General features: G+C 64.6%; 30 protein-coding genes and 1 pseudogene. All 31 read right to left on the bottom strand.

Annotation, left to right across the window (positions count from 1 at the left end; genetic code table 11):
• Positions 1 to 123: 123 nt before the first annotated feature.
• Complete coding sequence (rplQ, locus tag AC2IR1_RS04865; RefSeq protein WP_486475152.1) at positions 124 to 546, bottom strand: 50S ribosomal protein L17; 423 nt, start codon at positions 544 to 546, stop codon at positions 124 to 126.
• A gap of 392 nt (positions 547 to 938) precedes the next feature.
• On the bottom strand, positions 939 to 1,955 hold the full coding sequence (locus tag AC2IR1_RS04860; RefSeq protein WP_486475151.1) for a DNA-directed RNA polymerase subunit alpha: 1,017 nt from the start codon (positions 1,953 to 1,955) through the stop codon (positions 939 to 941).
• Positions 1,956 to 2,071: 116 nt separating this feature from the next.
• Positions 2,072 to 2,467, bottom strand: coding sequence for a 30S ribosomal protein S11 (gene rpsK, locus AC2IR1_RS04855; RefSeq protein WP_486475150.1), 396 nt, complete (start codon positions 2,465 to 2,467; stop codon positions 2,072 to 2,074).
• 15 nt (positions 2,468 to 2,482) lie between these two features.
• Complete coding sequence (gene rpsM / locus AC2IR1_RS04850) at positions 2,483 to 2,851, bottom strand: 30S ribosomal protein S13 (RefSeq protein ID WP_486475149.1); 369 nt, start codon at positions 2,849 to 2,851, stop codon at positions 2,483 to 2,485.
• A 294-nt stretch (positions 2,852 to 3,145) separates the two neighbouring features.
• On the bottom strand, positions 3,146 to 3,547 hold the full coding sequence (locus AC2IR1_RS04845; protein WP_486475148.1) for a hypothetical protein: 402 nt from the start codon (positions 3,545 to 3,547) through the stop codon (positions 3,146 to 3,148).
• A 64-nt stretch (positions 3,548 to 3,611) separates the two neighbouring features.
• On the bottom strand, positions 3,612 to 4,052 hold the full coding sequence (locus AC2IR1_RS04840; protein ID WP_486475147.1) for a hypothetical protein: 441 nt from the start codon (positions 4,050 to 4,052) through the stop codon (positions 3,612 to 3,614).
• Positions 4,053 to 4,231: 179 nt separating this feature from the next.
• Positions 4,232 to 4,813 carry an adenylate kinase gene (locus AC2IR1_RS04835; protein WP_486475146.1) on the bottom strand — a complete coding sequence of 194 codons (582 nt, stop codon included), beginning with the start codon at positions 4,811 to 4,813 and terminating at the stop codon, positions 4,232 to 4,234.
• Positions 4,810 to 6,174: a preprotein translocase subunit SecY gene (secY, locus tag AC2IR1_RS04830; protein ID WP_486475145.1), complete on the bottom strand. Its 1,365-nt coding sequence runs from the start codon at positions 6,172 to 6,174 to the stop codon at positions 4,810 to 4,812. Before secY ends, AC2IR1_RS04835 begins: the two co-directional genes overlap by 4 nt.
• A gap of 116 nt (positions 6,175 to 6,290) precedes the next feature.
• Positions 6,291 to 6,749 (bottom strand): 50S ribosomal protein L15, encoded by a 459-nt coding sequence (gene rplO, locus AC2IR1_RS04825; RefSeq protein WP_486475144.1) that lies wholly within the window; start codon positions 6,747 to 6,749, stop codon positions 6,291 to 6,293.
• Between the two features lie 171 nt (positions 6,750 to 6,920).
• Positions 6,921 to 7,199, bottom strand: a complete 279-nt coding sequence (locus tag AC2IR1_RS04820) for a hypothetical protein (protein WP_486475143.1) — start codon at positions 7,197 to 7,199, stop codon at positions 6,921 to 6,923.
• A gap of 131 nt (positions 7,200 to 7,330) precedes the next feature.
• Positions 7,331 to 8,095, bottom strand: a complete 765-nt coding sequence (locus tag AC2IR1_RS04815; protein WP_486475142.1) for a gamma-glutamylcyclotransferase — start codon at positions 8,093 to 8,095, stop codon at positions 7,331 to 7,333.
• A gap of 279 nt (positions 8,096 to 8,374) precedes the next feature.
• A complete protein-coding gene (gene rpmD, locus AC2IR1_RS04810) occupies positions 8,375 to 8,560 on the bottom strand; it encodes a 50S ribosomal protein L30 (protein WP_486475141.1) in 186 nt (61 codons plus the stop codon).
• Between the two features lie 12 nt (positions 8,561 to 8,572).
• Positions 8,573 to 9,145 carry a 30S ribosomal protein S5 gene (gene rpsE, locus AC2IR1_RS04805; RefSeq protein WP_486475140.1) on the bottom strand — a complete coding sequence of 191 codons (573 nt, stop codon included), beginning with the start codon at positions 9,143 to 9,145 and terminating at the stop codon, positions 8,573 to 8,575.
• Positions 9,146 to 9,363: 218 nt separating this feature from the next.
• A complete protein-coding gene (gene rplR / locus AC2IR1_RS04800; protein ID WP_486475139.1) occupies positions 9,364 to 9,723 on the bottom strand; it encodes a 50S ribosomal protein L18 in 360 nt (119 codons plus the stop codon).
• A gap of 11 nt (positions 9,724 to 9,734) precedes the next feature.
• Entirely contained in the window at positions 9,735 to 10,268 is a 534-nt protein-coding gene (rplF, locus tag AC2IR1_RS04795) for a 50S ribosomal protein L6 (protein ID WP_486475138.1), read from the bottom strand.
• Positions 10,269 to 10,279: 11 nt separating this feature from the next.
• Positions 10,280 to 10,672: a 30S ribosomal protein S8 gene (rpsH, locus tag AC2IR1_RS04790; protein WP_486475137.1), complete on the bottom strand. Its 393-nt coding sequence runs from the start codon at positions 10,670 to 10,672 to the stop codon at positions 10,280 to 10,282.
• Between the two features lie 14 nt (positions 10,673 to 10,686).
• A complete protein-coding gene (rpsN, locus tag AC2IR1_RS04785; RefSeq protein ID WP_486475136.1) occupies positions 10,687 to 10,992 on the bottom strand; it encodes a 30S ribosomal protein S14 in 306 nt (101 codons plus the stop codon).
• Positions 10,993 to 11,013: 21 nt separating this feature from the next.
• On the bottom strand, positions 11,014 to 11,577 hold the full coding sequence (gene rplE, locus AC2IR1_RS04780; RefSeq protein WP_486475135.1) for a 50S ribosomal protein L5: 564 nt from the start codon (positions 11,575 to 11,577) through the stop codon (positions 11,014 to 11,016).
• Positions 11,570 to 11,881, bottom strand: coding sequence for a 50S ribosomal protein L24 (gene rplX / locus AC2IR1_RS04775; RefSeq protein WP_486475134.1), 312 nt, complete (start codon positions 11,879 to 11,881; stop codon positions 11,570 to 11,572). The genes rplE and rplX overlap by 8 nt, the downstream gene beginning before the upstream one ends.
• Entirely contained in the window at positions 11,881 to 12,249 is a 369-nt protein-coding gene (gene rplN, locus AC2IR1_RS04770; RefSeq protein WP_009574016.1) for a 50S ribosomal protein L14, read from the bottom strand. The genes rplX and rplN overlap by 1 nt, the downstream gene beginning before the upstream one ends.
• Before the next feature lie 172 nt (positions 12,250 to 12,421).
• Positions 12,422 to 12,649, bottom strand: a pseudogene (gene rpsQ, locus AC2IR1_RS04765) (30S ribosomal protein S17); the annotation flags it as partial.
• A gap of 11 nt (positions 12,650 to 12,660) precedes the next feature.
• Complete coding sequence (rpmC, locus tag AC2IR1_RS04760; protein WP_486475133.1) at positions 12,661 to 12,864, bottom strand: 50S ribosomal protein L29; 204 nt, start codon at positions 12,862 to 12,864, stop codon at positions 12,661 to 12,663.
• Between the two features lie 131 nt (positions 12,865 to 12,995).
• Positions 12,996 to 13,760, bottom strand: coding sequence for a prephenate dehydrogenase/arogenate dehydrogenase family protein (locus tag AC2IR1_RS04755; RefSeq protein WP_486475132.1), 765 nt, complete (start codon positions 13,758 to 13,760; stop codon positions 12,996 to 12,998).
• A 219-nt stretch (positions 13,761 to 13,979) separates the two neighbouring features.
• A complete protein-coding gene (locus AC2IR1_RS04750; protein WP_486475131.1) occupies positions 13,980 to 14,453 on the bottom strand; it encodes an acyl-CoA thioesterase in 474 nt (157 codons plus the stop codon).
• Between the two features lie 280 nt (positions 14,454 to 14,733).
• Entirely contained in the window at positions 14,734 to 15,354 is a 621-nt protein-coding gene (locus tag AC2IR1_RS04745) for a TIGR02466 family protein (protein ID WP_486475130.1), read from the bottom strand.
• 104 nt (positions 15,355 to 15,458) lie between these two features.
• On the bottom strand, positions 15,459 to 16,145 hold the full coding sequence (locus AC2IR1_RS04740) for an alpha/beta hydrolase (protein ID WP_486475129.1): 687 nt from the start codon (positions 16,143 to 16,145) through the stop codon (positions 15,459 to 15,461).
• Positions 16,146 to 16,270: 125 nt separating this feature from the next.
• Complete coding sequence (gene rplP / locus AC2IR1_RS04735) at positions 16,271 to 16,684, bottom strand: 50S ribosomal protein L16 (RefSeq protein WP_486475128.1); 414 nt, start codon at positions 16,682 to 16,684, stop codon at positions 16,271 to 16,273.
• 12 nt (positions 16,685 to 16,696) lie between these two features.
• On the bottom strand, positions 16,697 to 17,419 hold the full coding sequence (gene rpsC / locus AC2IR1_RS04730) for a 30S ribosomal protein S3 (RefSeq protein ID WP_486475127.1): 723 nt from the start codon (positions 17,417 to 17,419) through the stop codon (positions 16,697 to 16,699).
• Positions 17,419 to 17,799 (bottom strand): 50S ribosomal protein L22, encoded by a 381-nt coding sequence (gene rplV / locus AC2IR1_RS04725; RefSeq protein ID WP_486475126.1) that lies wholly within the window; start codon positions 17,797 to 17,799, stop codon positions 17,419 to 17,421. The genes rpsC and rplV overlap by 1 nt, the downstream gene beginning before the upstream one ends.
• A gap of 3 nt (positions 17,800 to 17,802) precedes the next feature.
• The gene (gene rpsS / locus AC2IR1_RS04720) at positions 17,803 to 18,081 is read right to left on the bottom strand and encodes a 30S ribosomal protein S19 (RefSeq protein ID WP_486475125.1); all 279 of its coding nucleotides are present in this window, start codon (positions 18,079 to 18,081) and stop codon (positions 17,803 to 17,805) included.
• Positions 18,082 to 18,084: 3 nt separating this feature from the next.
• Positions 18,085 to 18,924 carry a 50S ribosomal protein L2 gene (gene rplB, locus AC2IR1_RS04715; protein ID WP_486475124.1) on the bottom strand — a complete coding sequence of 280 codons (840 nt, stop codon included), beginning with the start codon at positions 18,922 to 18,924 and terminating at the stop codon, positions 18,085 to 18,087.
• Positions 18,925 to 19,017: the final 93 nt, after the last annotated feature.

Raw genomic sequence — 19,017 nt, 5'->3', positions numbered from 1 at the left:
TGCTTGGAGCGTGCCCGGTCCGGCGCCGCCCCCTGTGCGAACCGCGCGCGACCCCGGCCAAGCAAAAACCCCCGGAAAGCAGGGCTTTCCGGGGGTTTGCAATACGGTGCCGAGGGGCGCAGATTACTCTGCGGCTTCCTCTGCTTCCAGGCGGGCCTTGTCGGCTGCGCCCTTGGCGTCGACGTCGCGGTCGACGAATTCGATGATCGCCATCGGTGCCATGTCGCCGTAGCGGAAGCCGGCTTTCATGATGCGGATGTAGCCACCCTGACGTTCGGCGTAGCGCGGGCCGAGGACGTCGAAGAGCTTCTGAACCAGGGCGTCCTGCTTCAGCTTGGACGCGGCCTGACGGCGGGCGTGCAGATCATCGGGGCCGCGCTTGGCCAGGGTGATCAGCTTCTCGACGATCGGACGCAGTTCCTTGGCCTTGGGCAGGGTGGTCTTGATCTGTTCGTGCTCGATGAGCGAGCCTGCCATGTTCGACCACAGAGCCTTGCGGTGCTCATGGGTGCGGTTCAGGCGGCGGTAACCTTTTGCGTGACGCATATGTCTTACTCCTAGGGTGCCCTCTACGGGCGGTTTTGCTTTGTCCGGCAGCCCTGCGTGGGGGCCGCTCTCCTTGGGGCGGTATGCCCGATCCCGGGCCAGGCCCGAAATGTCTTAACGAACCCTGAGGGCCCGGAATTAACGTCGGTATTACGTCGGTATTCCAACTGTAACACGTCGGTGCGAAAAACCGGTCCGTATGCGGGTAAACGCAGCGTGCGCTCTACCCCGGCGCCGGTGATTCGGAAAGGGCGGATATCGTGCCGCCCTGGTGCGGGAAAGGCGGGGAGATCCCCGCCCTACGGCTTCTTGATCTGTCGCCCGGGCTGAGCGGTGGATTTCATCCACCCTACGGGCTGCGGGTAGGGTGGATGCAATCCACCTTCCGCGGCTCAGAAGTGATCTTCGAACTTCTTGGCCAGGTCTTCGATGTTGTCCGGCGGCCAGTCCTCGACGTCCATGCCGAGGTGCAGGCCCATGCCCGAGAGCACTTCCTTGATCTCGTTCAGGGACTTCCGGCCGAAGTTCGGGGTGCGCAGCATCTCGGCTTCGGTCTTCTGGATCAGGTCGCCGATGTAGACGATGTTGTCGTTCTTCAGGCAGTTTGCCGAACGGACCGAGAGCTCCAGCTCGTCGACCTTCTTCAGCAGCAGCGGGTTGAACTCCAGACCGTCGTCCTCGTCCTGGCGGCCGGCGGATTCGGGCTCTTCGAAGTTCACGAAGATCGACAGCTGGTCCTGCAGGATGCGCGCGGCATAGGCCACGGCATCATCCGGGGTGACGGAGCCGTCGGTTTCGACCTTCAGGGTCAGCTTGTCGTAGTCCAGCACCTGGCCCTCACGGGTGGGCTGCACATCGTAGGAGACCTTCTTGATCGGCGAGTAGATCGCGTCGATCGGGATCAGGCCGATGGGTGCATCTTCCGGCTTGTTGCGGTCGGCGGGGACGTAGCCCTTGCCGGTGTTCACGGTCAGCTCCATGAACAGGTCCGCACCTTCGTCGAGGTGGCAGATCACGTGATCCTTGTTCAGGACCTCGATCCCCGCGGTTTCGGCGATTTCACCGGCGGTGACGGCGCCCGGGCCCTTGGCGGAGATCGACAGGCGCTTGGGCCCTTCGACTTCCATGCGCAGGGCGACACCCTTCAGGTTCAGGACGATGTCGGTGACGTCTTCGCGAACACCGGCAACGGAGGAGAACTCGTGCAGGACGTTGTCGATCTGCACCGAGGTGATGGCCGCGCCCTGCAGGGAGGACATCAGCACACGACGCAGTGCGTTGCCCAGCGTCAGACCAAAGCCACGTTCCAGCGGTTCGGCGACAACGGTCGCCTGGCGCGCGGGATCATTGCCCGGTTTGACGTCAAGCTGCGTCGGCTTGATCAGTTCGGCCCAATTCTTGTGGATCATGCGTGTCTCCTCAATTCCTGTCCCGGCCCCATGTCCGAAGGCCGGCACGCCCGAGGTTCAAAAGACGAAAAGAGAGGCCGCGCCGTGGCGCGACCCCCCGTACTGGGTACTTCCGATCAGACGCGGCGGCGCTTCGGCGGGCGGCAGCCGTTGTGGGCGATCGGGGTCACGTCGCGGATGGACGTGATGTTGAAGCCGATTGCGGCCAGGGCGCGCAGTGCGGATTCACGGCCCGAACCGGGACCCTGGACTTCCACTTCCAGCGTTTTCACGCCGTGGTCCTGTGCCTTCTTGCCTGCGTCTTCTGCAGCCATCTGAGCGGCGTAGGGGGTGGATTTCCGGGAACCCTTGAAGCCCATGGTGCCGGCGGACGACCAGGAGATCGCGTTGCCTTGCACGTCGGAGATCAGGATCTTGGTGTTGTTGAACGAAGAGTTAACGTGAGCAACGCCTGCGGCGATGTTCTTGGAAACCTTCTTTTTGGTACCGCCGCGGCGGGTATCGCGTGCCATGTGTCAGATCTCCCCTTACTTCTTCTTGCCGGCGATCGGCTTTGCCGGGCCCTTGCGGGTACGGGCGTTGGTATGGGTGCGCTGACCGCGAACCGGCAGGTTGCGGCGGTGGCGCAGGCCGCGGTAGCAGCCGAGGTCCATCAGGCGCTTGACGTTCATCTGAACTTCGCGGCGCAGGTCGCCTTCAACGGTGTAGTTGGCGTCGATGTGCTCACGGATGGCGAGGACTTCGGCGTCGGACAGTTCGTTGACGCGGCGGGTAGCATCGATGGAGACGGCTTCGCAGATTGCTTTCGCGGAAGCCGGGCCGATGCCGGTGATGTAGGTGAGGGCGATAGGCACCCGTTTTGCAGTCGGGATGTTAACGCCGGCGATACGTGCCAATGGTCACTTTCCTTCGGTTGCGGTTCCGTAGCTCCAGAACCTTTTTTCACAACAGGATGACCCGAGGCACGTTGGCCCGGAGCCATGTCTGAATTCCAATCTGGCAGGCGGAAACGGGAATCGTTCCACCCCCCGTAGATAGGGCTGCGTATTGGGGATCGTGCGGAGGGTCAACCCCTTTTTCACCGTTACGTGACGCACCGCCCGGCAGAACCGGCGGAGCTGAGGGGATCGGGTCGCGGGCAGGACGCCTTCGGACCGTTCGCAACACGGTACATCGCCCGGCCGCCCGGATCAAGAGCAGGGATGCAGCGAGACGCGCCGCCCGATCCCGCCGGTCACCACGACGGTCAGCCTGCCCGCGCCGTCGGCCCGCAGATCGAGCGTGCCGGTGAACCGCCCCGCCCAGGCGACCCGGCCCGAGGCCCGGCTGTCGTGGCAGCGCGCCGCCGCGATCACCCTGCCCTGCCCCGGGGCGAGAGGCAGGGCGAGCGGGTCATCCCAGCGGCAGATGTAGTGGAGGTTACCGAAGGACAGGGGCGTCAGCGCGAGGGGCGCAAAGCTGCCGGGTGGGGCCGGGCTGCCGTCGCAGCGGGCCGGGTCGGAGAGGTAGAACATGGCGCCGTCCTGCGCCCGCGCCACGGGGGTAGTGCCCAGGGTGACGAGCGCGATCAGGGCGAAGGCCCTGCCCCTCATGCGGCCCCCGATGCGGCCCGGGGAGGAAGGGCTTGCACCGCAGGCGATCACGCGCCCCGCCCCATCAGCCGCGATCGCAGTGATGGAAGGTCTTCTTCCGGGTCGAAAGCCCGGGCACATGCATGTCGATCCGGTCTTCGCCGTTCAGCCGGAATTCGATCTCCGTCGTCCAGTAGCGGCTGGGCACGCTGGCATGGCTGTAGCACTCCGCCCCTTCGATCCGGATGCTGCCCGTGGCGGGCAGCGGCCAGGGCAGCGGCGTGGCCTCCCAGGAACAGCCTTCGTAGTGATTGCCCAGGTAGTCGCGGGCGAGGACCATCGGCTCGGCCTCCTCCCACTCGATCAGGGTGGCGTCACAGAGCGCGGGATCGTCGAGCCATTCCACCTCCAGGCCAGCGGGCTGGTTCGCGATGTCGTCAAGCGCCGCGTCGGAGGCAGGCGCGGGCACCGGCAACAGAAAGACGGGAAGCAGAAGGGCGGGAAGCAGGTGGCGGAGCGAGGTCATGGGGCGATCATGCCCCCCCTGCCCCGCCCGCAGGCAAATGACAAAGCCCGTCAGGGCGCCCCGGCCGTGCCGGATGCAGCCGGCGGAGCACAGGCGGCGCACAGGCAGCGCACGAAAAAGGGCGCCCGGAGGGGCGCCCATTTTCAGTCCGAGGACCGGGGTCGTTCAGGCTTCGGTCTTCAGGCTTCGTCGAGCAGCGCCGCGATGGAAGCCTTGACCACCGGCATTTCTGCCAGGCCGTCCACGCGCTTCAGGTTGCCCTTCGCGTGGTAGTAGCCGAGCAGCGGCGAGGTCTTCTTGTAGTATTCCATCAGCCGCTTCTGCAGGCTTTCGGCATTGTCGTCCGCGCGGACCGGCTTGCCGGCGGCTGCCGCATCGCGGGCCCGGCCGACGATACGGTCGACCAGAACCTCATCCCGGACGCGCAGTTCGATCGCGCAGTCGAGCTTCTGACCAACGGAGGCCAGCAGCTCTTCCAGGGCATCGGCCTGGGCGAGGGTGCGGGGGAAGCCGTCGAAGATGAAGCCGCCCTTGCAGTCGCCTTCGAGCTTCTCGCGGATCAGGCCGATGACGATCTCGTCGGTGACGAGTTCACCACGGTCCATGACCTCGGCGACTTTCTGGCCCATTTCGGTGCCGGAGGTGCGGGCCTCGCGGAGCATGTCCCCGGTGGAGAGCTGGATCATGTCCCGCTCCTCCACGAGGAAGCCCGCCTGGGTCCCTTTGCCGGCGCCCGGCGGTCCAAGTAGAATGATATTCATCGACGTGCAGCTCCTCCCTTGCGTGCGCGTCGTTTACCTTTACCGCGCAGCTGGGATTTTTCAATGAGCCCCTCATATTGATGGGCAAGAAGGTGCGATTGAACCTGCTGGATCGTGTCCATGGTAACGGAGACGACGATCAGCACGGAGGTGCCACCGAAGTAGAAGGGCACCGCGAACTGGTTGCGCAGGATCTCGGGCAGCATGCAGACCAGTGCGAGGTATGCGGCGCCCAGAACCAGCACGCGGTTCACGACGTATTCCAGGTATTCGGCGGTCTTTGCGCCCGGGCGGATGCCGGGAACGAAGCCGTTCTGGCTCTTCAGGTTGTCGGCCACATCGTCGGTCTTGAAGGCGACGTTGTGGGTGTAGAAGTAGGCGAAGAAGACGATCATCGCCACGAAGAAGAGCAGGTAGAGAGGCTGGCCGGGGCCGAAGTAGGCCAGGATCGTGGACATCACGGGGCCGGTATCGGTGCCCGAGAAGGTCGAGATCGTGGTCGGCAGCAGCAGCAGCGAGGAGGCGAAGATCGCCGGGATCACGCCCGCCGGGTTCACCTTGATCGGCAGGTGGCTGGAACCGCCGTCATAGACCTTCATGCCCACCTGGCGGCGGGGGTACTGGATATGGATCTTGCGCAGGGCGCGTTCCATGAAGACCACGAAGGCAATGACCGCAATCACCATGACGATCACGCCGATGATCACGCCGGGGGAGATCGCGCCGGAACGGCCGGAGGCGAAGAACTGCGCCAGGGCTGCCGGGATCTCGGCGATGATGCCGACGAAGATGATCAGGGAGATGCCGTTGCCGATGCCGCGTGCGGTGATCTGTTCACCCAGCCACATCATGAACATGGTGCCGCCCACCAGGGTGATCACCGCTTCGATGCGGAAGAAGAGCCCCGGATCGGAAGCAAGGTCGCCCGCTTCGAGCGAGACCGCCAGGCCGTAGGCCTGCAGCGCGGCGAGGAAGACCGTCCCGTAACGGGTGTACTGGTTGATCTTCTTGCGGCCCTGTTCGCCTTCCTTCTTCAGCTGTTCCAGCGCGGGGACCATGGCGGTCATCAGCTGAACGATGATGGAGGCGGAGATGTAGGGCATGATGCCCAGGGCGAAGATCCCCATGCGGCCAAGCGCGCCGCCGGTGAACATCGACAGCATGCCGCCGATCCCCTGGCCCGCGCCTTCCATGAACTCCCGCAGGGCGGCGCCGTCGATTCCCGGAACGGGAATGTAGGTGCCCAGCCGGCAGATGATCAGCAACCCGATGGTGAAGAGGATGCGCTTGCGCAACTCCGTGGCCTTGCCGAGCGCGGCCCAGGAGGTGTTCGCAGCCATCTGTTCTGCTGCAGATACCATATGGCTCTCTTTCTTGGCAGAGCGCCGCCGAAGCCATCCCCTGGCCCGGCGGCGCTCGATGAGAAATGACGTGGAAGGTGTAAGCCGCGGGACCGCGGCTCACAACCTCAATCCGCTCAGGCGGCCACCTTCAGCGAGCCGCCAGCCTTCTCGACAGCCTCGATGGCCGACTTGGAGGCACCGGTCACTTCCAGGTTCACGGCGGTGGCGATTTCGCCCTTCGCCAGAACGCGGATGCCGTCCCACTTGCGACGCACCAGGCCGGAGGCGATCAGCACGTCTTCGGTCACGGGTGCGGAGGTGTCGATCTTGCCGGCTTCGATGAAGGCGGCGATCAGGCCGAGGTTGATCACGGCGAATTTCTTGCGGTTCGGCTTGTTGAAGCCACGCTTGGGCAGACGCTGGTACAGCGGCATCTGGCCGCCCTCGTAGCCCTTGATGGCCACGCCGGAGCGGGATTTCTGACCCTTGATACCACGGCCGGCGGTTTTACCCTTGCCGGAGCCGGGACCACGTGCAACGCGCTTTTTCTTGGGGGATGCGCCCGCGTTATCGCGGAGTTCGTTCAGTTTCATTTCGCTTCTCCTTGCCGGAAACACCCCCGAAGCGGATAGGGTGACCACGGCTTTTCTTGGTTGATTTGTCAGCGGCACCGATTCTGCGAAAGGGGCCACCGGGCGCATTTAGCGGGTTGAGGCCCGCGATGCAAGGCTCGCGCGGGGTCCGGCAGCTGGGCCGGTCCTGCCCTAGCAGCGCGCCTCGACCGTGTTGGTGCCATCCGATCCGCGCACGCCGACGCTGACCGGGCTGGAATTGCCGCAGATCGTCAGGGTGATGTCGGCGTTGGCGGCCGGGCCATGGGTGGTGATCCCCGCGCCGACGGTGCCGTGCACCGCCGTGTAGGGACCCGAGGTCGCGTAGCCTGCAGGCGCCGCGTATTCCGGCCGGTTGGGCATGGAGGCACAGCCGGAGGCCCCCGCCAGAAGCAGGGTGGAAACGAGGAGGGAAAGAGCTCTGCTGGCCATCACGGGCGCCGTCCTTGCTGGAACTGTCCTTGCTGGAGCTGTCCTTGCTGCCTGACACAGAGATGGGGCGCGGCGGGGGTCTGGTCAAGCGGGGGCCGGGTCAAGCGGGGGGCCGCGCGGCGGCTCGGTCGTCAGCCTTCGGCGAGGGGGGCACCTGCCGGGCCGGGAACGGGACCCGGCCAGGCGTCGACCTCTGCCAGCAGCGCGTCCAGGTCGGGATCCTCGATCCCCAGTTCGCGACAGCCGGCGATCACGTTCTCCAGGTACTCCCGGCTGGTGCCCAGCAGGCCGGTGCCCGTGGCAAGATACCGCACGCGGTCATCATGGGGCAGGTCCACCTCGATCATGTCGGTTTCCGGATCGGCGACGAAGCAGAGCGCATCCACCGTTCCGTGGGCCGTTTCCACCGGGGCGAAGATCGCGTGGTAGCAGGGGGCGATCATCTCCCGCCGCCAGATCACTTCCGTTTCATGCTCCGCCTGATCGGCGGGGATGCGGAAGACGAGCCCGTCGCAGCTGCCCCCCTGCCCCAGCCCGGCCATGGCGCCCGGCGCCTCTTCCGTGCCGCGGGCCCCGCTGCGATCGACCAGGCAGAAGCTGCGATGGTAGCCCGCAAGCCGCGCGCGCCGCACTTCGGAGAAGTAGATGGCCGGATCCCACATCAGGGAACCGTAACCGAAGACCCAGATGTCCTGCCCGGCGTAGGGCGCCAGCGTGTCGTGCCGCATCTGTTCGCGCTGCTCATCGGGGTAGCGCCAGATCGGGGTGACGCCGCGTTCCCGCATCCGCTCTTCCAGCATGGCAGGGGTCATGTGCCGGAAGAAGCTGTCTTCCGGGTCACGGATCTTGCCGAGCAGGCCGGGATGATGGCGGAAGGCGGCGGGGTCGAGGGGCATGGCGGATCCGGGTTGGGGCACGAGGGACATTAGATGGCACCTCATCCGTCACCGCGAAAGGCCCGCGCGCGCGCAATGATGCAGGGGCACTGTGCGGCGCCTCTTTGGCGGGCAGCGCAGGTTTGGCGGGCCCCGTTTTGTCAGGCCCTGACTGGAGCGCCGGGTGCATGCGCCGGATACGAAAACGCCCCGGTCCTTGCGGGCCGGGGCGTTCTGTCAGGTCTCGAAGCGGGCTGCACCTTGAAAGCCGGGGCTTTCAAAGCCGGGGCCCGTGAAGGCTCAGGCCTTCTCTTCGATGATCTCCACCAGGTGGGGGATCGAGTTGACCATGCCGCGCACGGAGGGGGTGTCCTCCAGCTCGCGGGTCTTGTGCATCTTGTTCAGGCCCAGGCCGATCAGCGTTTCACGCTGCTTGGCGGGGCGACGGATCGGGGAGCCGATCTGCTTGACGACGATGGTTGCCATGGGTGGACCTCCTTACGCCTCTTCTGCGACCTGGGTGGAAGCAGCGGGTGCTTCGTCACGGGTCGGCAGGATGTCGGCGACCTTCTTGCCACGACGCTGAGCCACCTGACGCGGGGAAGATTCCTTGGTCAGGCCGTCCAGGGTGGCACGGATCATGTTGTAGGGGTTCTGCGAACCGATCGACTTGGCGACCACGTCCTGAACGCCCAGCATCTCGAAGACGGCACGCATCGGACCACCGGCGATGATACCGGTACCTTGCGGTGCGGTGCGCATCACGACCTTGCCGGCACCGTGACGACCTTCGATGTCGTGGTGCAGGGTGCGGCCTTCCTTCAGCGGAACGCGGATCATCTGGCGCTTGGCCTGCTCGGTCGCCTTGCGGATGGCCTCGGGGACCTCCTTGGCCTTACCTTTGCCGAAGCCGACGCGGCCCTTCTGGTCGCCCACGACGACGAGCGCGGCGAAGCCGAAACGCTTACCGCCCTTGACGGTCTTGGACACGCGGTTGATCGCTACCAGGCGATCGGCGAATTCCGGTGCTTCGTCGCGATCGCGGCGGCCCCGGTTGTCATCTCTTGCCATGAGGCAATTCCTTTTCACATGGGCGTGTCCTGTTGACCGCCCGGTTGTCCAATCCAGGTGAGGCGCGTGCAGTACGGCGTCTCCCGGATCATCGGGGCACGAGGGGTGCCCGCAGCGGGGTCGCAAGGCGGCGGACCGCCCTGCGGAGATTGGACGCAAGGCGGGGTGAACCCCGCCCTACGGCTGTCGGAGCGGCGGGGTCCCCCCCGCCACAACGATCAGATCTTCAGGCCGCCTTCGCGGGCTGCGTCTGCCAGGGCCTTGATCGAGCCGTGGAAGAGGAAGCCGCCACGGTCGAAATAGGCTTCTTCCACACCGGCCTTCTTGGCACGTTCGGCAATCGCCTGACCGACCTTGGTGGCCGCTTCGACGTTGTTCTTGCCGACGAAGCCCAGATCCGCTTCCAGGGAGGAGGCGGAAGCCAGGGTGACGCCCTGAACATCGTCGATCAGCTGGACCGAGATGTTCTTGTTGGAGCGGTGCACGGAGAGCCGGACGCGGCCGGAGTTCACCTTGCGAAGCTTGTTCCGGACGCGCAGACGGCGCTTCAGAAACAGGGTACGTTTCGTATTTGCCATTTGTCTGGTCCTTACTTCTTCTTACCTTCCTTACGGAAGATAAATTCGCCTTTGTACTTGATACCCTTGCCTTTGTAGGGCTCGGGCTTGCGCCACTCGCGGATGTTCGCCGCGACCTGGCCCACAAGCTGGGCGTCGGTGCCTTCGATGATGATTTCCGTCGGCTTGGGCGTGGTGACGGTGACGCCGGCCGGAACCGGGAAGTCGACGTCGTGGGACAGGCCGAGGTTCAGCTTGACCGTGTTGCCTTGCGCCTGGGCACGATAACCCACACCGGTGATCTCCAGCTCTTTCTTGAAGCCGGTGCTCACACCCGTGATCATGTTGGCGACCATGGTGCGGGACATGCCCCACTGCTGACGTGCGCGCTTCGAGGTGCCGCGCGGCGTCACGGTGACGGCGTTGTCTTCCACGGCGATGGTGACATCGTCCGTTGCGGTGAAGCTGTGGGCGCCTTTCGGGCCCTTCACTTCGACGGTCTGGCCCGAAACAGTGGCGGTGACGCCAGAGGGCAGCTCGACCGGTTTCTTACCAATACGAGACATAACAGACCTCCTTAGAAGACCGTGCAGAGAACTTCGCCACCAACATTGTTGGAGCGAGCCGCTGCATCGGACATGACGCCCTTGGGCGTGGAGACAATCGACACACCCAGGCCCTGACGGACCGACGGGATGTCCTTGACGCCCATGTAGACGCGACGGCCGGGGGTCGAAACCCGCTTCAGTTCGCGAATGACAGGGGTGCCTTCGTAGTACTTCAGGCTGATCTCCAGGGTCGGGTGACCGTTGGAGTCGGTGCCGCTTTCATAGCCGCGGATGTAGCCTTCGGAGGCCAGCACATCCAGGACCCAGCCACGCAGCTTGGAAGCCGGCGTGATGACGGTGGACTTGCCACGCATCTGGGCGTTGCGGATACGGGTGAGCATATCGCCGATAGGATCGTTCATTCTCTATGCCCTCCTTACCAGCTCGATTTCACGAGGCCGGGAACGTAACCGTTCGAGCCCAGTTCGCGCAGCATGATCCGGGAGACCTTCAGCTTACGGTAGTAAGCGTGGGGACGGCCCGTCAGCTGGCAACGGTTGTGCAGACGCGTCGCGGAAGAGTTCCGCGGCAGTTTGGCAAGTGCGAGGGACGCGCGGAAACGCTCTTCCATCGGCTTGTCCTGGTCGTAGATGACCTCTTTCAGTGCAGCGCGCTTCGCGGCGTGCTGGGCAACCAGCTTCTGCCGCTTCTTCTCGCGCTCGATCATGGATTTTTTAGCCATATCTAAATCTCCCTCGCGCGATCAGCTGTTGAAGGGCATGTTGAAAGCTTTCAACAGCGCCTTGGCTTCTGCGTCGGTTTTCGCGGTGGTGCCGATGACGACATCGATGCCCCAGACTTCATCGACCTTGTCGAAGTTGATCTCGGGGAAGACGATGTGTTCCTTGATGCCCATGGCGTAGTTGCCACGACCGTCGAACGACTTGCCGGAGACGCCGCGGAAGTCGCGGATCCGGGGCATCGCGATGGTGATCAGGCGATCCAGGAATTCGTACATGCGGTCGCCGCGGAGGGTGACCTTGGCGCCGAGCGGCATGTCTTCACGGACGCGGAAGCCAGCGATGGACTTCTTTGCCTTGGTGACGAGTGCCTTCTGGCCGGCGATGGTGGTCAGGTCTTCCTGAGCCGACTTCGCCTTCTTGGTGTCACGAACAGCTTCCGCACCACAGCCGATGTTCAGAACGATCTTGTCCAGCTTGGGGATCATCATCTCGTTCTTGTAGCCGAACTCTTCTTTCAGAGCGGCACGGATGGTCTCGGCGTAGGCTGCCTTCAGACGCGGGGTGTAGTTTTCGGTATCAAGCATCGATCACGTCCCCCGTGGTCTTGGCGTAACGCACCTTCTTGTCGCCTTCGATCTTGAAGCCGACGCGGGTTGCCTTGCCGTTTGCGTCAACGAACGCCAGGTTCGAGATCGCGATCGGCAGGGCCTTGGGCAGGCGGCCACCTTGCGACTGTTGGGTCTGGCGGGTGTGGCGGACGGCCATGTTGAGGCCTTCGACGATGGCCTTGCCGGCCTTCGGATCCACCAGGGTGATCTCGCCGGTCTTGCCCTTGTCCTTGCCGGACAGGACGATGACCGTGTCACCTTTCTTCAGCTTGGCGGCCATCAGAGCACCTCCGGAGCCAGCGAAATGATCTTCATGAAGTTCTTGGCGCGCAGCTCGCGAACAACCGGTCCGAAGATACGGGTACCAACGGGTTCGTTGTTGTTGTTGAGGATGACGGCGGCGTTGCGATCGAAACGGATCGCGGTGCCGTCTTCGCGACGGACTTCCTTGGCGGTGCGAACGACGACGGCTTTACGCACGTCACCCTTCTTCACACGGCCGCGGGGGATGGCTTCCTTGACGGAAACGACAATGATGTCGCCCACCGACGCATAGCGACGGTGCGAGCCACCCAGGACCTTGATGCACTGAACTCGGCGTGCGCCGGAGTTATCAGCGACATCCAGATTGGTCTGCATCTGGATCATGTGGTTTCTCCCGACCTTTGGGGGTTGTTCTGGTTAGACCCCCCAGGGTTTCGACGGGAGGCCCCGGCTCTTAGTGAGCCGCGGCCTCGTGCTCTGCATGACGCTTGGCATCCAGCTCCTGCTGGATCTTGGCGTTCTCTTCCCGCTCGATCTTATCGGCTTCGATCATCTCGGCGGTCATCACTTCCCAGCGCTTGGTCTTGGACTTGGGCGCGCATTCACGAATGCGGACCATGTCGCCAACCTTGAACTGGTTGTTCTCATCGTGAGCCCGGTACTTCTTGGACTTACGGATGGTCTTCTTCAGAACCGGGTGCGTGAAGCGACGTTCGACGGACACGGTAACGGTCTGGGCATTGGCGTCAGAGGTGACGGTGCCGCGAAGGATACGTTTGGGCATTCGAAAGCTCCTTATTCGCCGGCTGCGTCTGCAGCTTTTTCGTTGAGAATGGTCAGAACGCGGGCCGCGTCACGACGGGCCTTGCGCATCTGCGCCGGGTTCTCGAGCTGGCCGGTGGCCTGCTGGAAACGAAGATTGAACTGGGCTTTCTTCAGCTCTGCCAGCTGTTCACGCAGCTGGTCAGGAGTCTTCTCGCGAAGCTCGTTGGCGCTCATGGCGCTTCCTTTCCTTCCTTGCACCGGGGGGCCCCTAAGAGGGGTAACCCCGAATCCGGTGGGTTATGTAAGAACAATGAGCGTCGCCTATACGCGCGTGCCCGGCCTCCGTCAACCGGCAAAGGGCAATATTACTTGCCTGCAAGCGGGTCCGCCCCCGCCGGCCCCGATCCGCCCTCCCGCAGGGCCGCGACGAGCCGGTCGCGCAGGGGGCCGACGTGGCGATTGCCGCGCGTCACCGCCTCGTACACCTCCGGGGCGTCGCCCGCCACCATGGCGAGCGCCTCCATCATCATGTCGAAGCTGCGGGTGCGGATGCGCGGCGCGGGGCCAAGCGTGCGCAGGGCGTGGCCGATCAGGTGGGTCATCCCCTGGCTGAGCGCCGCCTGGGCGTCATGTTCCTCGGGCGAGGCGAGGATGAGCCGCAGCCCGTGGCGCGCCCTGAGAAAGGCCGCCACCCGCCGCCAGCGCTGCCCGCGCAGGGGGCACAGCACCACCTGCGCGCCCGTCACCCCTGCCCGGCTGCTGGCGGGGCCGAACATCGGATGGGTCGCCAGCGCCTCTACCCCCGGAGGCAGCAGGGCCTGCATCAGCCGGGCCGGTTCCTCCTTCACCGAGGCGACATCGACGACCAGTTGCCCCGGGCGCAGGCGCGGCGCGATGCGGGCCAGCAACCCGGCCATGGCATCCACTGGCACGGCGAGGATCAGGATATCGGCGGATAGCGCCTGTGCCTCTGGCAGGAGGGGCACGCCCAAGCGTTGCGCCGCGCCCCGCGCGGCCGGGGCGGGATCGCAGGCCACAAGCGGCAGATCGGGCGCCAGCAGCCGGGCCAGCAGCTGCCCGAAGGCGCCGAAGCCGAGGATGGCGATTGTGGGTGAAGCAATGTCGGACATGATCCTGATCCTTGAAGGGGGCCAGGGTCCGGGACATCGAGGGGGAGGTGTTCGGCCGCTGGCAGGGGAGGCAGCGGGAGAACAAGATGACGCAACCGCTGATCAGGTCAGCGGGTAATAAACCGGTGCAAAGGGGGTGCGGGTCATCAGCGTCATGGCCCCGGCATAGGCCTGCCGGGGCGCGGGGTCAAGCGCCCGTGCGGGGGGCACGCATTCGGATCAGCCCTTGGTGGCCTTCTGCATCTCGGCCGCGAATTCCTTGCGCAGTTTCTTGCGGATCTCTGCCGCGCGGAAGCGCTGGTCTTCCTCGTCCGTCAGCACCTGCAGTTCGGGCACCTGGACCGGCTTGCTGTTCTCGTCCACCGCGACCATGGTGAAGTAGCAGGAGTTGGTGTGGCGCGACTTGCCGGAGCGGATGTCCTGCGCCTCCACCCGGATGCCGATCTCCATCGAGGTGCGACCGGCGTAGTTGACGGCGGCGCGGAAGGTCACCAGCTCCCCCACGTTGATCGGTTCCTTGAACATCACCTGATCGACCGAGAGCGTCACCGCATATTGGTGCGAGTAGCGCGAGGCGCAGGAAAAGGCGACACGGTCCAGCAGGTTCAGCAGGGCACCCCCGTGAACCTTGCCACTGAAATTGGCCATGTCGGGCGTCATGAGGACGGTCATTTCGAGCTTGCGGGGGTCCATGGCTGGCTCCGGTCTTTGATTGCCTCCCTGCTGCCCCCTATCCGCGATCCCGGCGCCGTCTTCCAGCGCTTTTGCGTTTCACGGGCGGAACGGCCGCCGATGGCGGCTTTCCTGCGACATTCTGGGGCAGGCAGGCGGGATGGGGCAGGCAGGCGGGCTGGGGTGGCGGCAGGAGCGGCGGGACGGGGTTGCCCCTGCCCCGCAGGTCAGGCCGGAAGGTCCGGGGGCCGGACTTACTGGTCGGCCTGTTTCTGATTGGACTACGTCCGGCCCGGTTCCGTCACGCCCACTTGTAGTTGAAGCTGACGGAGATCCGGTCATCCTCGGACATGTTCATCGGCACCTCGTGGCGCAGCCAGCTTTCCCACAGCAGCACGTCGCCGATCACCGGCTTGACGTAGATGAAGGGCTTCAGGTGCTCCGGCGCGCCCTTGCGACGGGTCGGGGCGGCCATCATCATCGGCAGGCGCGGGTCTTCCAGCTTCAGCGCGGAGGTGTCTTCGGGCATGGCCACGTAGGTCGTGCCCGAGATCACCGAATGCGGGTGAATGTGGGAGCTGTGGGTGCCGCCCTCGGGCAGGATGTTGATCCAGAGATCCTCGAGCTCGAGCGGGCGGTCGGCCAGGTCGAAGGCCAGTTCCTCCGCGAAGGCGGCGACATGGAGGTCGAGAGCCGTCTTGATGTCCTCGAAGATCGGGAAGCGCCAGGGCAGGTCGGTCAGCGAGGCATAGGAGGTATAGCCGGGGTAGTCGTTCGCCTCGCACCATTCCTGGCCCGCCTCGTCATCCTCAGCGATGGAGTAGCAGGAGGCCTCCAGCTCGGCGGTATCCACCTTGGGGCCCAGTTCGGACAGGGGCGCCTGGTAGAGCGGGGTGGCGAACAGGTTGCGGATCTTGGGCATGGGACACCTCTGGCCGGATGGTTTCCCCGGTGCCATAGCGCGACGTGCGCCCTGGCGAAAGCCCCAGCGGGCGACGCCGGGCTGCACGATTGCCGCAGGGCGGTTCAGCTTTCCGCCAGGAAGGCGCCGGTCGCTGCGGCCAGGTCCCGCAGGAAGGTGGCGCGATCCGGGTGAGGCTCTTCCTGCCCCGGGGGCTGCCTGTCCATGAAGGTGAAATGCCCCGCCCGCGGCGCCTGCCGCAGGTCCAGGGGCAGCCTGCCGGACAGCGCGTCGGCCAGGGCCTGTGCCATTGCGGGCGGGGTGATCCGGTCGGCGCCGCCGGTCCAGACCTGCAGCGGCACCTGCACGCGGTCGAGCGCGCCGGGCACGGCAAAGAACCGTGTCGGCGGGGCCATCAGGACAAGCCTGCGGAAGGGCAGCGACGTGGCCACGGCGAACCCCTCCCCCGAGAGGACCCGGCCCCGCGCCCCGGCGAGCGCCAGCAGCGCGACGGTGCCGATGGAATGGCCGAGACCGACCAGCGGCAGGTCCTCTGCCCCCTCCCCGTCCCGTTCCGTTTCCAGGGCCGCCACGAGGCCCGCGATACGTGTCTCGACGTCCCGAAGGCTGGCCACCGGCGAAGTGATACGGTCGAAATGCGGTGCAAGGACAGTGCAGCCCCCTGCCGCCAGCGCCTGCAGCAGGCCGCGGTGGCGCATCGGGTCGCCGCCCGCACCCACGGCAAAGAGCAGCCGCAGCCGGGGCGCCTGCGCCGGAATTCGGGTCAGCCCGGGGTCCTTGCCTGCCGTCATCACCTGCTCCGCCGCTGCGTTCCTGCCGCAGCATGCCAGCCCGCGCCCTTCGGACAAAGCAAAACCCCCGCCGCTTGCGCGACGGGGGTTCCGTTATCGCAGGGCGGGGTTCTCCCCGCCACCGATTACCAGTCTTCGCGAACGACGACGCGGGTCTTGATCGGCAGTTTCATCGACGCCAGGCGCAGGGCCTCACGTGCGATTTCTTCCGAGACACCGTCGATTTCGAACATGATCCGGCCGGGTTTGACCTTGCATGCCCAGTAGTCGACGGAACCCTTACCTTTACCCATACGAACTTCGGTGGGCTTGGAGGTGACGGGGGTGTCCGGGAAGATGCGGATCCAGACGCGACCCTGACGCTTCATGTGGCGCGTCATGGCACGACGGGCTGCTTCGATCTGACGTGCAGTCACACGCTCCGGCTGGGTGGCCTTGAGGCCGAAGGTGCCGAAGTTCAGGTCGGAGCCGCCTTTTGCCAGGCCGTGGATCCGGCCCTTGTGCATCTTGCGGAATTTCGTGCGTTTCGGTTGAAGCATCTTTCTGTCTCCTTACCGGTCGCGATCGCGGCGATTACCGCCAGCGCCACGCGGAGCCGGACCGTCCTGCAGTTCCTGCGCCTTGCGGTCGCGGGCCTGCGGATCGTGCTCCATGATCTCGCCTTTGAAGATCCAGACCTTGATCCCGATGATACCATAGGGGGTCATGGCTTCGGCGTGAGCATAGTCGATGTCGGCACGCAGGGTGTGCAGCGGCACGCGGCCTTCACGGTACCATTCGGTACGCGCGATTTCTGCACCGCCCAGACGGCCGGCAACGTTCACCCGGATACCCAGGGAGCCCATGCGCATGGCGTTCTGAACAGACCGCTTCATGGCGCGACGGAAGGACACGCGGCGCTCCAGCTGCTGGGCGATGGATTCGGCCACCAGCATCGCGTCGAGTTCCGGCTTGCGCACTTCGACGATGTTCAGGTGCAGCTCGCTGTCGGTCATCTTGGCCAGCTTCTTGCGAAGCACCTCGATGTCAGCGCCTTTCTTGCCGATGATCACGCCCGGACGCGCGGTGTGAATGGTCACACGGCACTTCTTGTGGGGACGTTCGATGATCACGCGGGCAATGCCGGCCTGCTTGCACTCGGTCTTGATGAACTCACGGATCTTGACGTCTTCCAGAAGAAGATCACCGAAATCCTTGGTGTCGGCGTACCAGCGCGAATCCCAGGTGCGGTTGACCTGGAGGCGCATGCCGATCGGATTGACTTTCTGACCCATTAGGCTTGCTCCTCGACCTGACGCACCTTGATGGTGATTTCCGAGAACGGCTTCATGATCTTGCCGTAACGGCCACGTGCGCGCGGACGGCCACGCTTCATCACGAGGTTCTTGCCGACCCAGGCTTCGGCGACGATCAGTTCATCGACGTCCAGGCCGTGGTTGTTCTCGGCGTTGGCGATGGCGGACTGCAGGCACTTCTTCACGTCCTGGGCCACACGCTTCTTGGAGAAGGTCAGGTCCATCAGGGCCTTTTCAACCTTCTTGCCACGAATGAGGCCGGCGACGAGGTTCAGTTTCTGCGGGCTGGTCCGAAGCATGCGCAGCTTTGCCATTGCTTCGTTGTCTGCCACGCGGCGGGGATTTTTTTCCTGACCCATGACTTACTTCCGCTTCGCTTTTTTGTCCGCGGCGTGACCGTAATAGGTACGAGTCGGGGAGTATTCACCGAACTTCTGACCGATCATGTCTTCCGTGACGTTGACAGGAATGTGCTTGTGCCCGTTGTACACGCCGAACGTCAGGCCCACGAACTGGGGCAGGATGGTCGAGCGACGGGACCAGATCTTGATGACTTCATTACGACCGCTGTCGCGTGCCGCCTCGGCCTTTTTCAGGACGTAGGCGTCAACGAAGGGGCCTTTCCAAACAGAACGTGCCATAGATTAGCGACCCTTCTTCTTCGCGTGACGCGAGCGGATAATGTACTTATCCGTCGACTTGTTCTTGCGGGTTTTCGCACCCTTGGTGGGCTTACCCCAGGGGGTAACCGGGTGACGGCCACCGGAGGTGCGGCCTTCACCACCACCGTGGGGGTGGTCGATCGGGTTCATCACGACACCACGGACGGACGGACGGATGCCCTTGTGGCGCATGCGGCCCGCTTTACCGTAGTTCTGGTTGGAGTTGTCGGGGTTCGACACGGCACCGACAGTCGCCATGCATTCCTGGCGAACCATGCGGAGTTCACCGGAGGAGAGGCGGATCTGTGCGTAGCCACCGTCACGGCCGACGAACTGGGCGTAGGTGCCCGCGGCGCGTGCGATCTGACCGCCCTTGCCGGGCTTCAGTTCGATGTTGTGGACGATGGTACCGATCGGCAGGCCCGAGAAGGGCATTGCGTTGCCCGGCTTGATGTCTGCCTTCTGGGAGGAGACGACCTTGTCACCGACTGCGAGGCGCTGAGGGGCCAGGATATAGGCCTTCTCGCCATCCACGTACTGGATGAGCGCGATGAACGCGGTACGGTTGGGGTCATATTCGATGCGCATCACGACGCCTTCGACGTCGAACTTGTTGCGCTTGAAATCGACGATCCGGTAGAGGCGCTTAGCGCCACCGCCACGACGGCGGGAGGTGATACGTCCGGTGTTGTTCCGGCCGCCCGACTTCGTCAGACCCTCGGTGAGGGCCTTGACGGGGCGTCCTTTGTACAGCTCCGAACGGTCGATCAGCACCAGCCCGCGCTGGCCCGGCGTCGTCGGCTTATACGACTTGAGTGCCATGCTTTCTGTCTTCCGTTTAGCAAGCGCCGCCTTCGTTTGGCCCGTGTGATAGTCGGGTCGGACCACGTGGGACGGCTATGTAGTGGGTATTTG

The organism is Pseudooceanicola sp. NS-SX8, from assembly GCF_057380755.1.
This window is presented reverse-complemented; position numbering and strand designations above follow the sequence as displayed.

Excerpts from the sequence above, each read along its gene's own strand:
- rplQ (WP_486475152.1), bottom strand. The coding sequence starts at position 546 with ATGCGTCACGCAAAAGGTTACCGCCGCCTGAACCGCACCCATGAGCAC.
- AC2IR1_RS04860 (WP_486475151.1), bottom strand. The coding sequence starts at position 1,955 with ATGATCCACAAGAATTGGGCCGAACTGATCAAGCCGACGCAGCTTGAC.
- rpsK (WP_486475150.1), bottom strand. The coding sequence starts at position 2,467 with ATGGCACGCGATACCCGCCGCGGCGGTACCAAAAAGAAGGTTTCCAAG.
- AC2IR1_RS04845 (WP_486475148.1), bottom strand. The coding sequence starts at position 3,547 with ATGAGGGGCAGGGCCTTCGCCCTGATCGCGCTCGTCACCCTGGGCACT.
- AC2IR1_RS04840 (WP_486475147.1), bottom strand. The coding sequence starts at position 4,052 with ATGACCTCGCTCCGCCACCTGCTTCCCGCCCTTCTGCTTCCCGTCTTT.
- AC2IR1_RS04835 (WP_486475146.1), bottom strand. The coding sequence starts at position 4,813 with ATGAATATCATTCTACTTGGACCGCCGGGCGCCGGCAAAGGGACCCAG.
- secY (WP_486475145.1), bottom strand. The coding sequence starts at position 6,174 with ATGGTATCTGCAGCAGAACAGATGGCTGCGAACACCTCCTGGGCCGCG.
- rplO (WP_486475144.1), bottom strand. The coding sequence starts at position 6,749 with ATGAAACTGAACGAACTCCGCGATAACGCGGGCGCATCCCCCAAGAAA.
- AC2IR1_RS04820 (WP_486475143.1), bottom strand. The coding sequence starts at position 7,199 with ATGGCCAGCAGAGCTCTTTCCCTCCTCGTTTCCACCCTGCTTCTGGCG.
- AC2IR1_RS04815 (WP_486475142.1), bottom strand. The coding sequence starts at position 8,095 with ATGCCCCTCGACCCCGCCGCCTTCCGCCATCATCCCGGCCTGCTCGGC.
- rpmD (WP_486475141.1), bottom strand. The coding sequence starts at position 8,560 with ATGGCAACCATCGTCGTCAAGCAGATCGGCTCCCCGATCCGTCGCCCC.
- rpsE (WP_486475140.1), bottom strand. The coding sequence starts at position 9,145 with ATGGCAAGAGATGACAACCGGGGCCGCCGCGATCGCGACGAAGCACCG.
- rplR (WP_486475139.1), bottom strand. The coding sequence starts at position 9,723 with ATGGCAAATACGAAACGTACCCTGTTTCTGAAGCGCCGTCTGCGCGTC.
- rplF (WP_486475138.1), bottom strand. The coding sequence starts at position 10,268 with ATGTCTCGTATTGGTAAGAAACCGGTCGAGCTGCCCTCTGGCGTCACC.
- rpsH (WP_486475137.1), bottom strand. The coding sequence starts at position 10,672 with ATGAACGATCCTATCGGCGATATGCTCACCCGTATCCGCAACGCCCAG.
- rpsN (WP_486475136.1), bottom strand. The coding sequence starts at position 10,992 with ATGGCTAAAAAATCCATGATCGAGCGCGAGAAGAAGCGGCAGAAGCTG.
- rplE (WP_486475135.1), bottom strand. The coding sequence starts at position 11,577 with ATGCTTGATACCGAAAACTACACCCCGCGTCTGAAGGCAGCCTACGCC.
- rplX (WP_486475134.1), bottom strand. The coding sequence starts at position 11,881 with ATGGCCGCCAAGCTGAAGAAAGGTGACACGGTCATCGTCCTGTCCGGC.
- rplN (WP_009574016.1), bottom strand. The coding sequence starts at position 12,249 with ATGATCCAGATGCAGACCAATCTGGATGTCGCTGATAACTCCGGCGCA.
- rpmC (WP_486475133.1), bottom strand. The coding sequence starts at position 12,864 with ATGAGCGCCAACGAGCTTCGCGAGAAGACTCCTGACCAGCTGCGTGAA.
- AC2IR1_RS04755 (WP_486475132.1), bottom strand. The coding sequence starts at position 13,760 with ATGTCCGACATTGCTTCACCCACAATCGCCATCCTCGGCTTCGGCGCC.
- AC2IR1_RS04750 (WP_486475131.1), bottom strand. The coding sequence starts at position 14,453 with ATGGACCCCCGCAAGCTCGAAATGACCGTCCTCATGACGCCCGACATG.
- AC2IR1_RS04745 (WP_486475130.1), bottom strand. The coding sequence starts at position 15,354 with ATGCCCAAGATCCGCAACCTGTTCGCCACCCCGCTCTACCAGGCGCCC.
- AC2IR1_RS04740 (WP_486475129.1), bottom strand. The coding sequence starts at position 16,145 with ATGACGGCAGGCAAGGACCCCGGGCTGACCCGAATTCCGGCGCAGGCG.
- rplP (WP_486475128.1), bottom strand. The coding sequence starts at position 16,684 with ATGCTTCAACCGAAACGCACGAAATTCCGCAAGATGCACAAGGGCCGG.
- rpsC (WP_486475127.1), bottom strand. The coding sequence starts at position 17,419 with ATGGGTCAGAAAGTCAATCCGATCGGCATGCGCCTCCAGGTCAACCGC.
- rplV (WP_486475126.1), bottom strand. The coding sequence starts at position 17,799 with ATGGGTCAGGAAAAAAATCCCCGCCGCGTGGCAGACAACGAAGCAATG.
- rpsS (WP_486475125.1), bottom strand. The coding sequence starts at position 18,081 with ATGGCACGTTCTGTTTGGAAAGGCCCCTTCGTTGACGCCTACGTCCTG.
- rplB (WP_486475124.1), bottom strand. The coding sequence starts at position 18,924 with ATGGCACTCAAGTCGTATAAGCCGACGACGCCGGGCCAGCGCGGGCTG.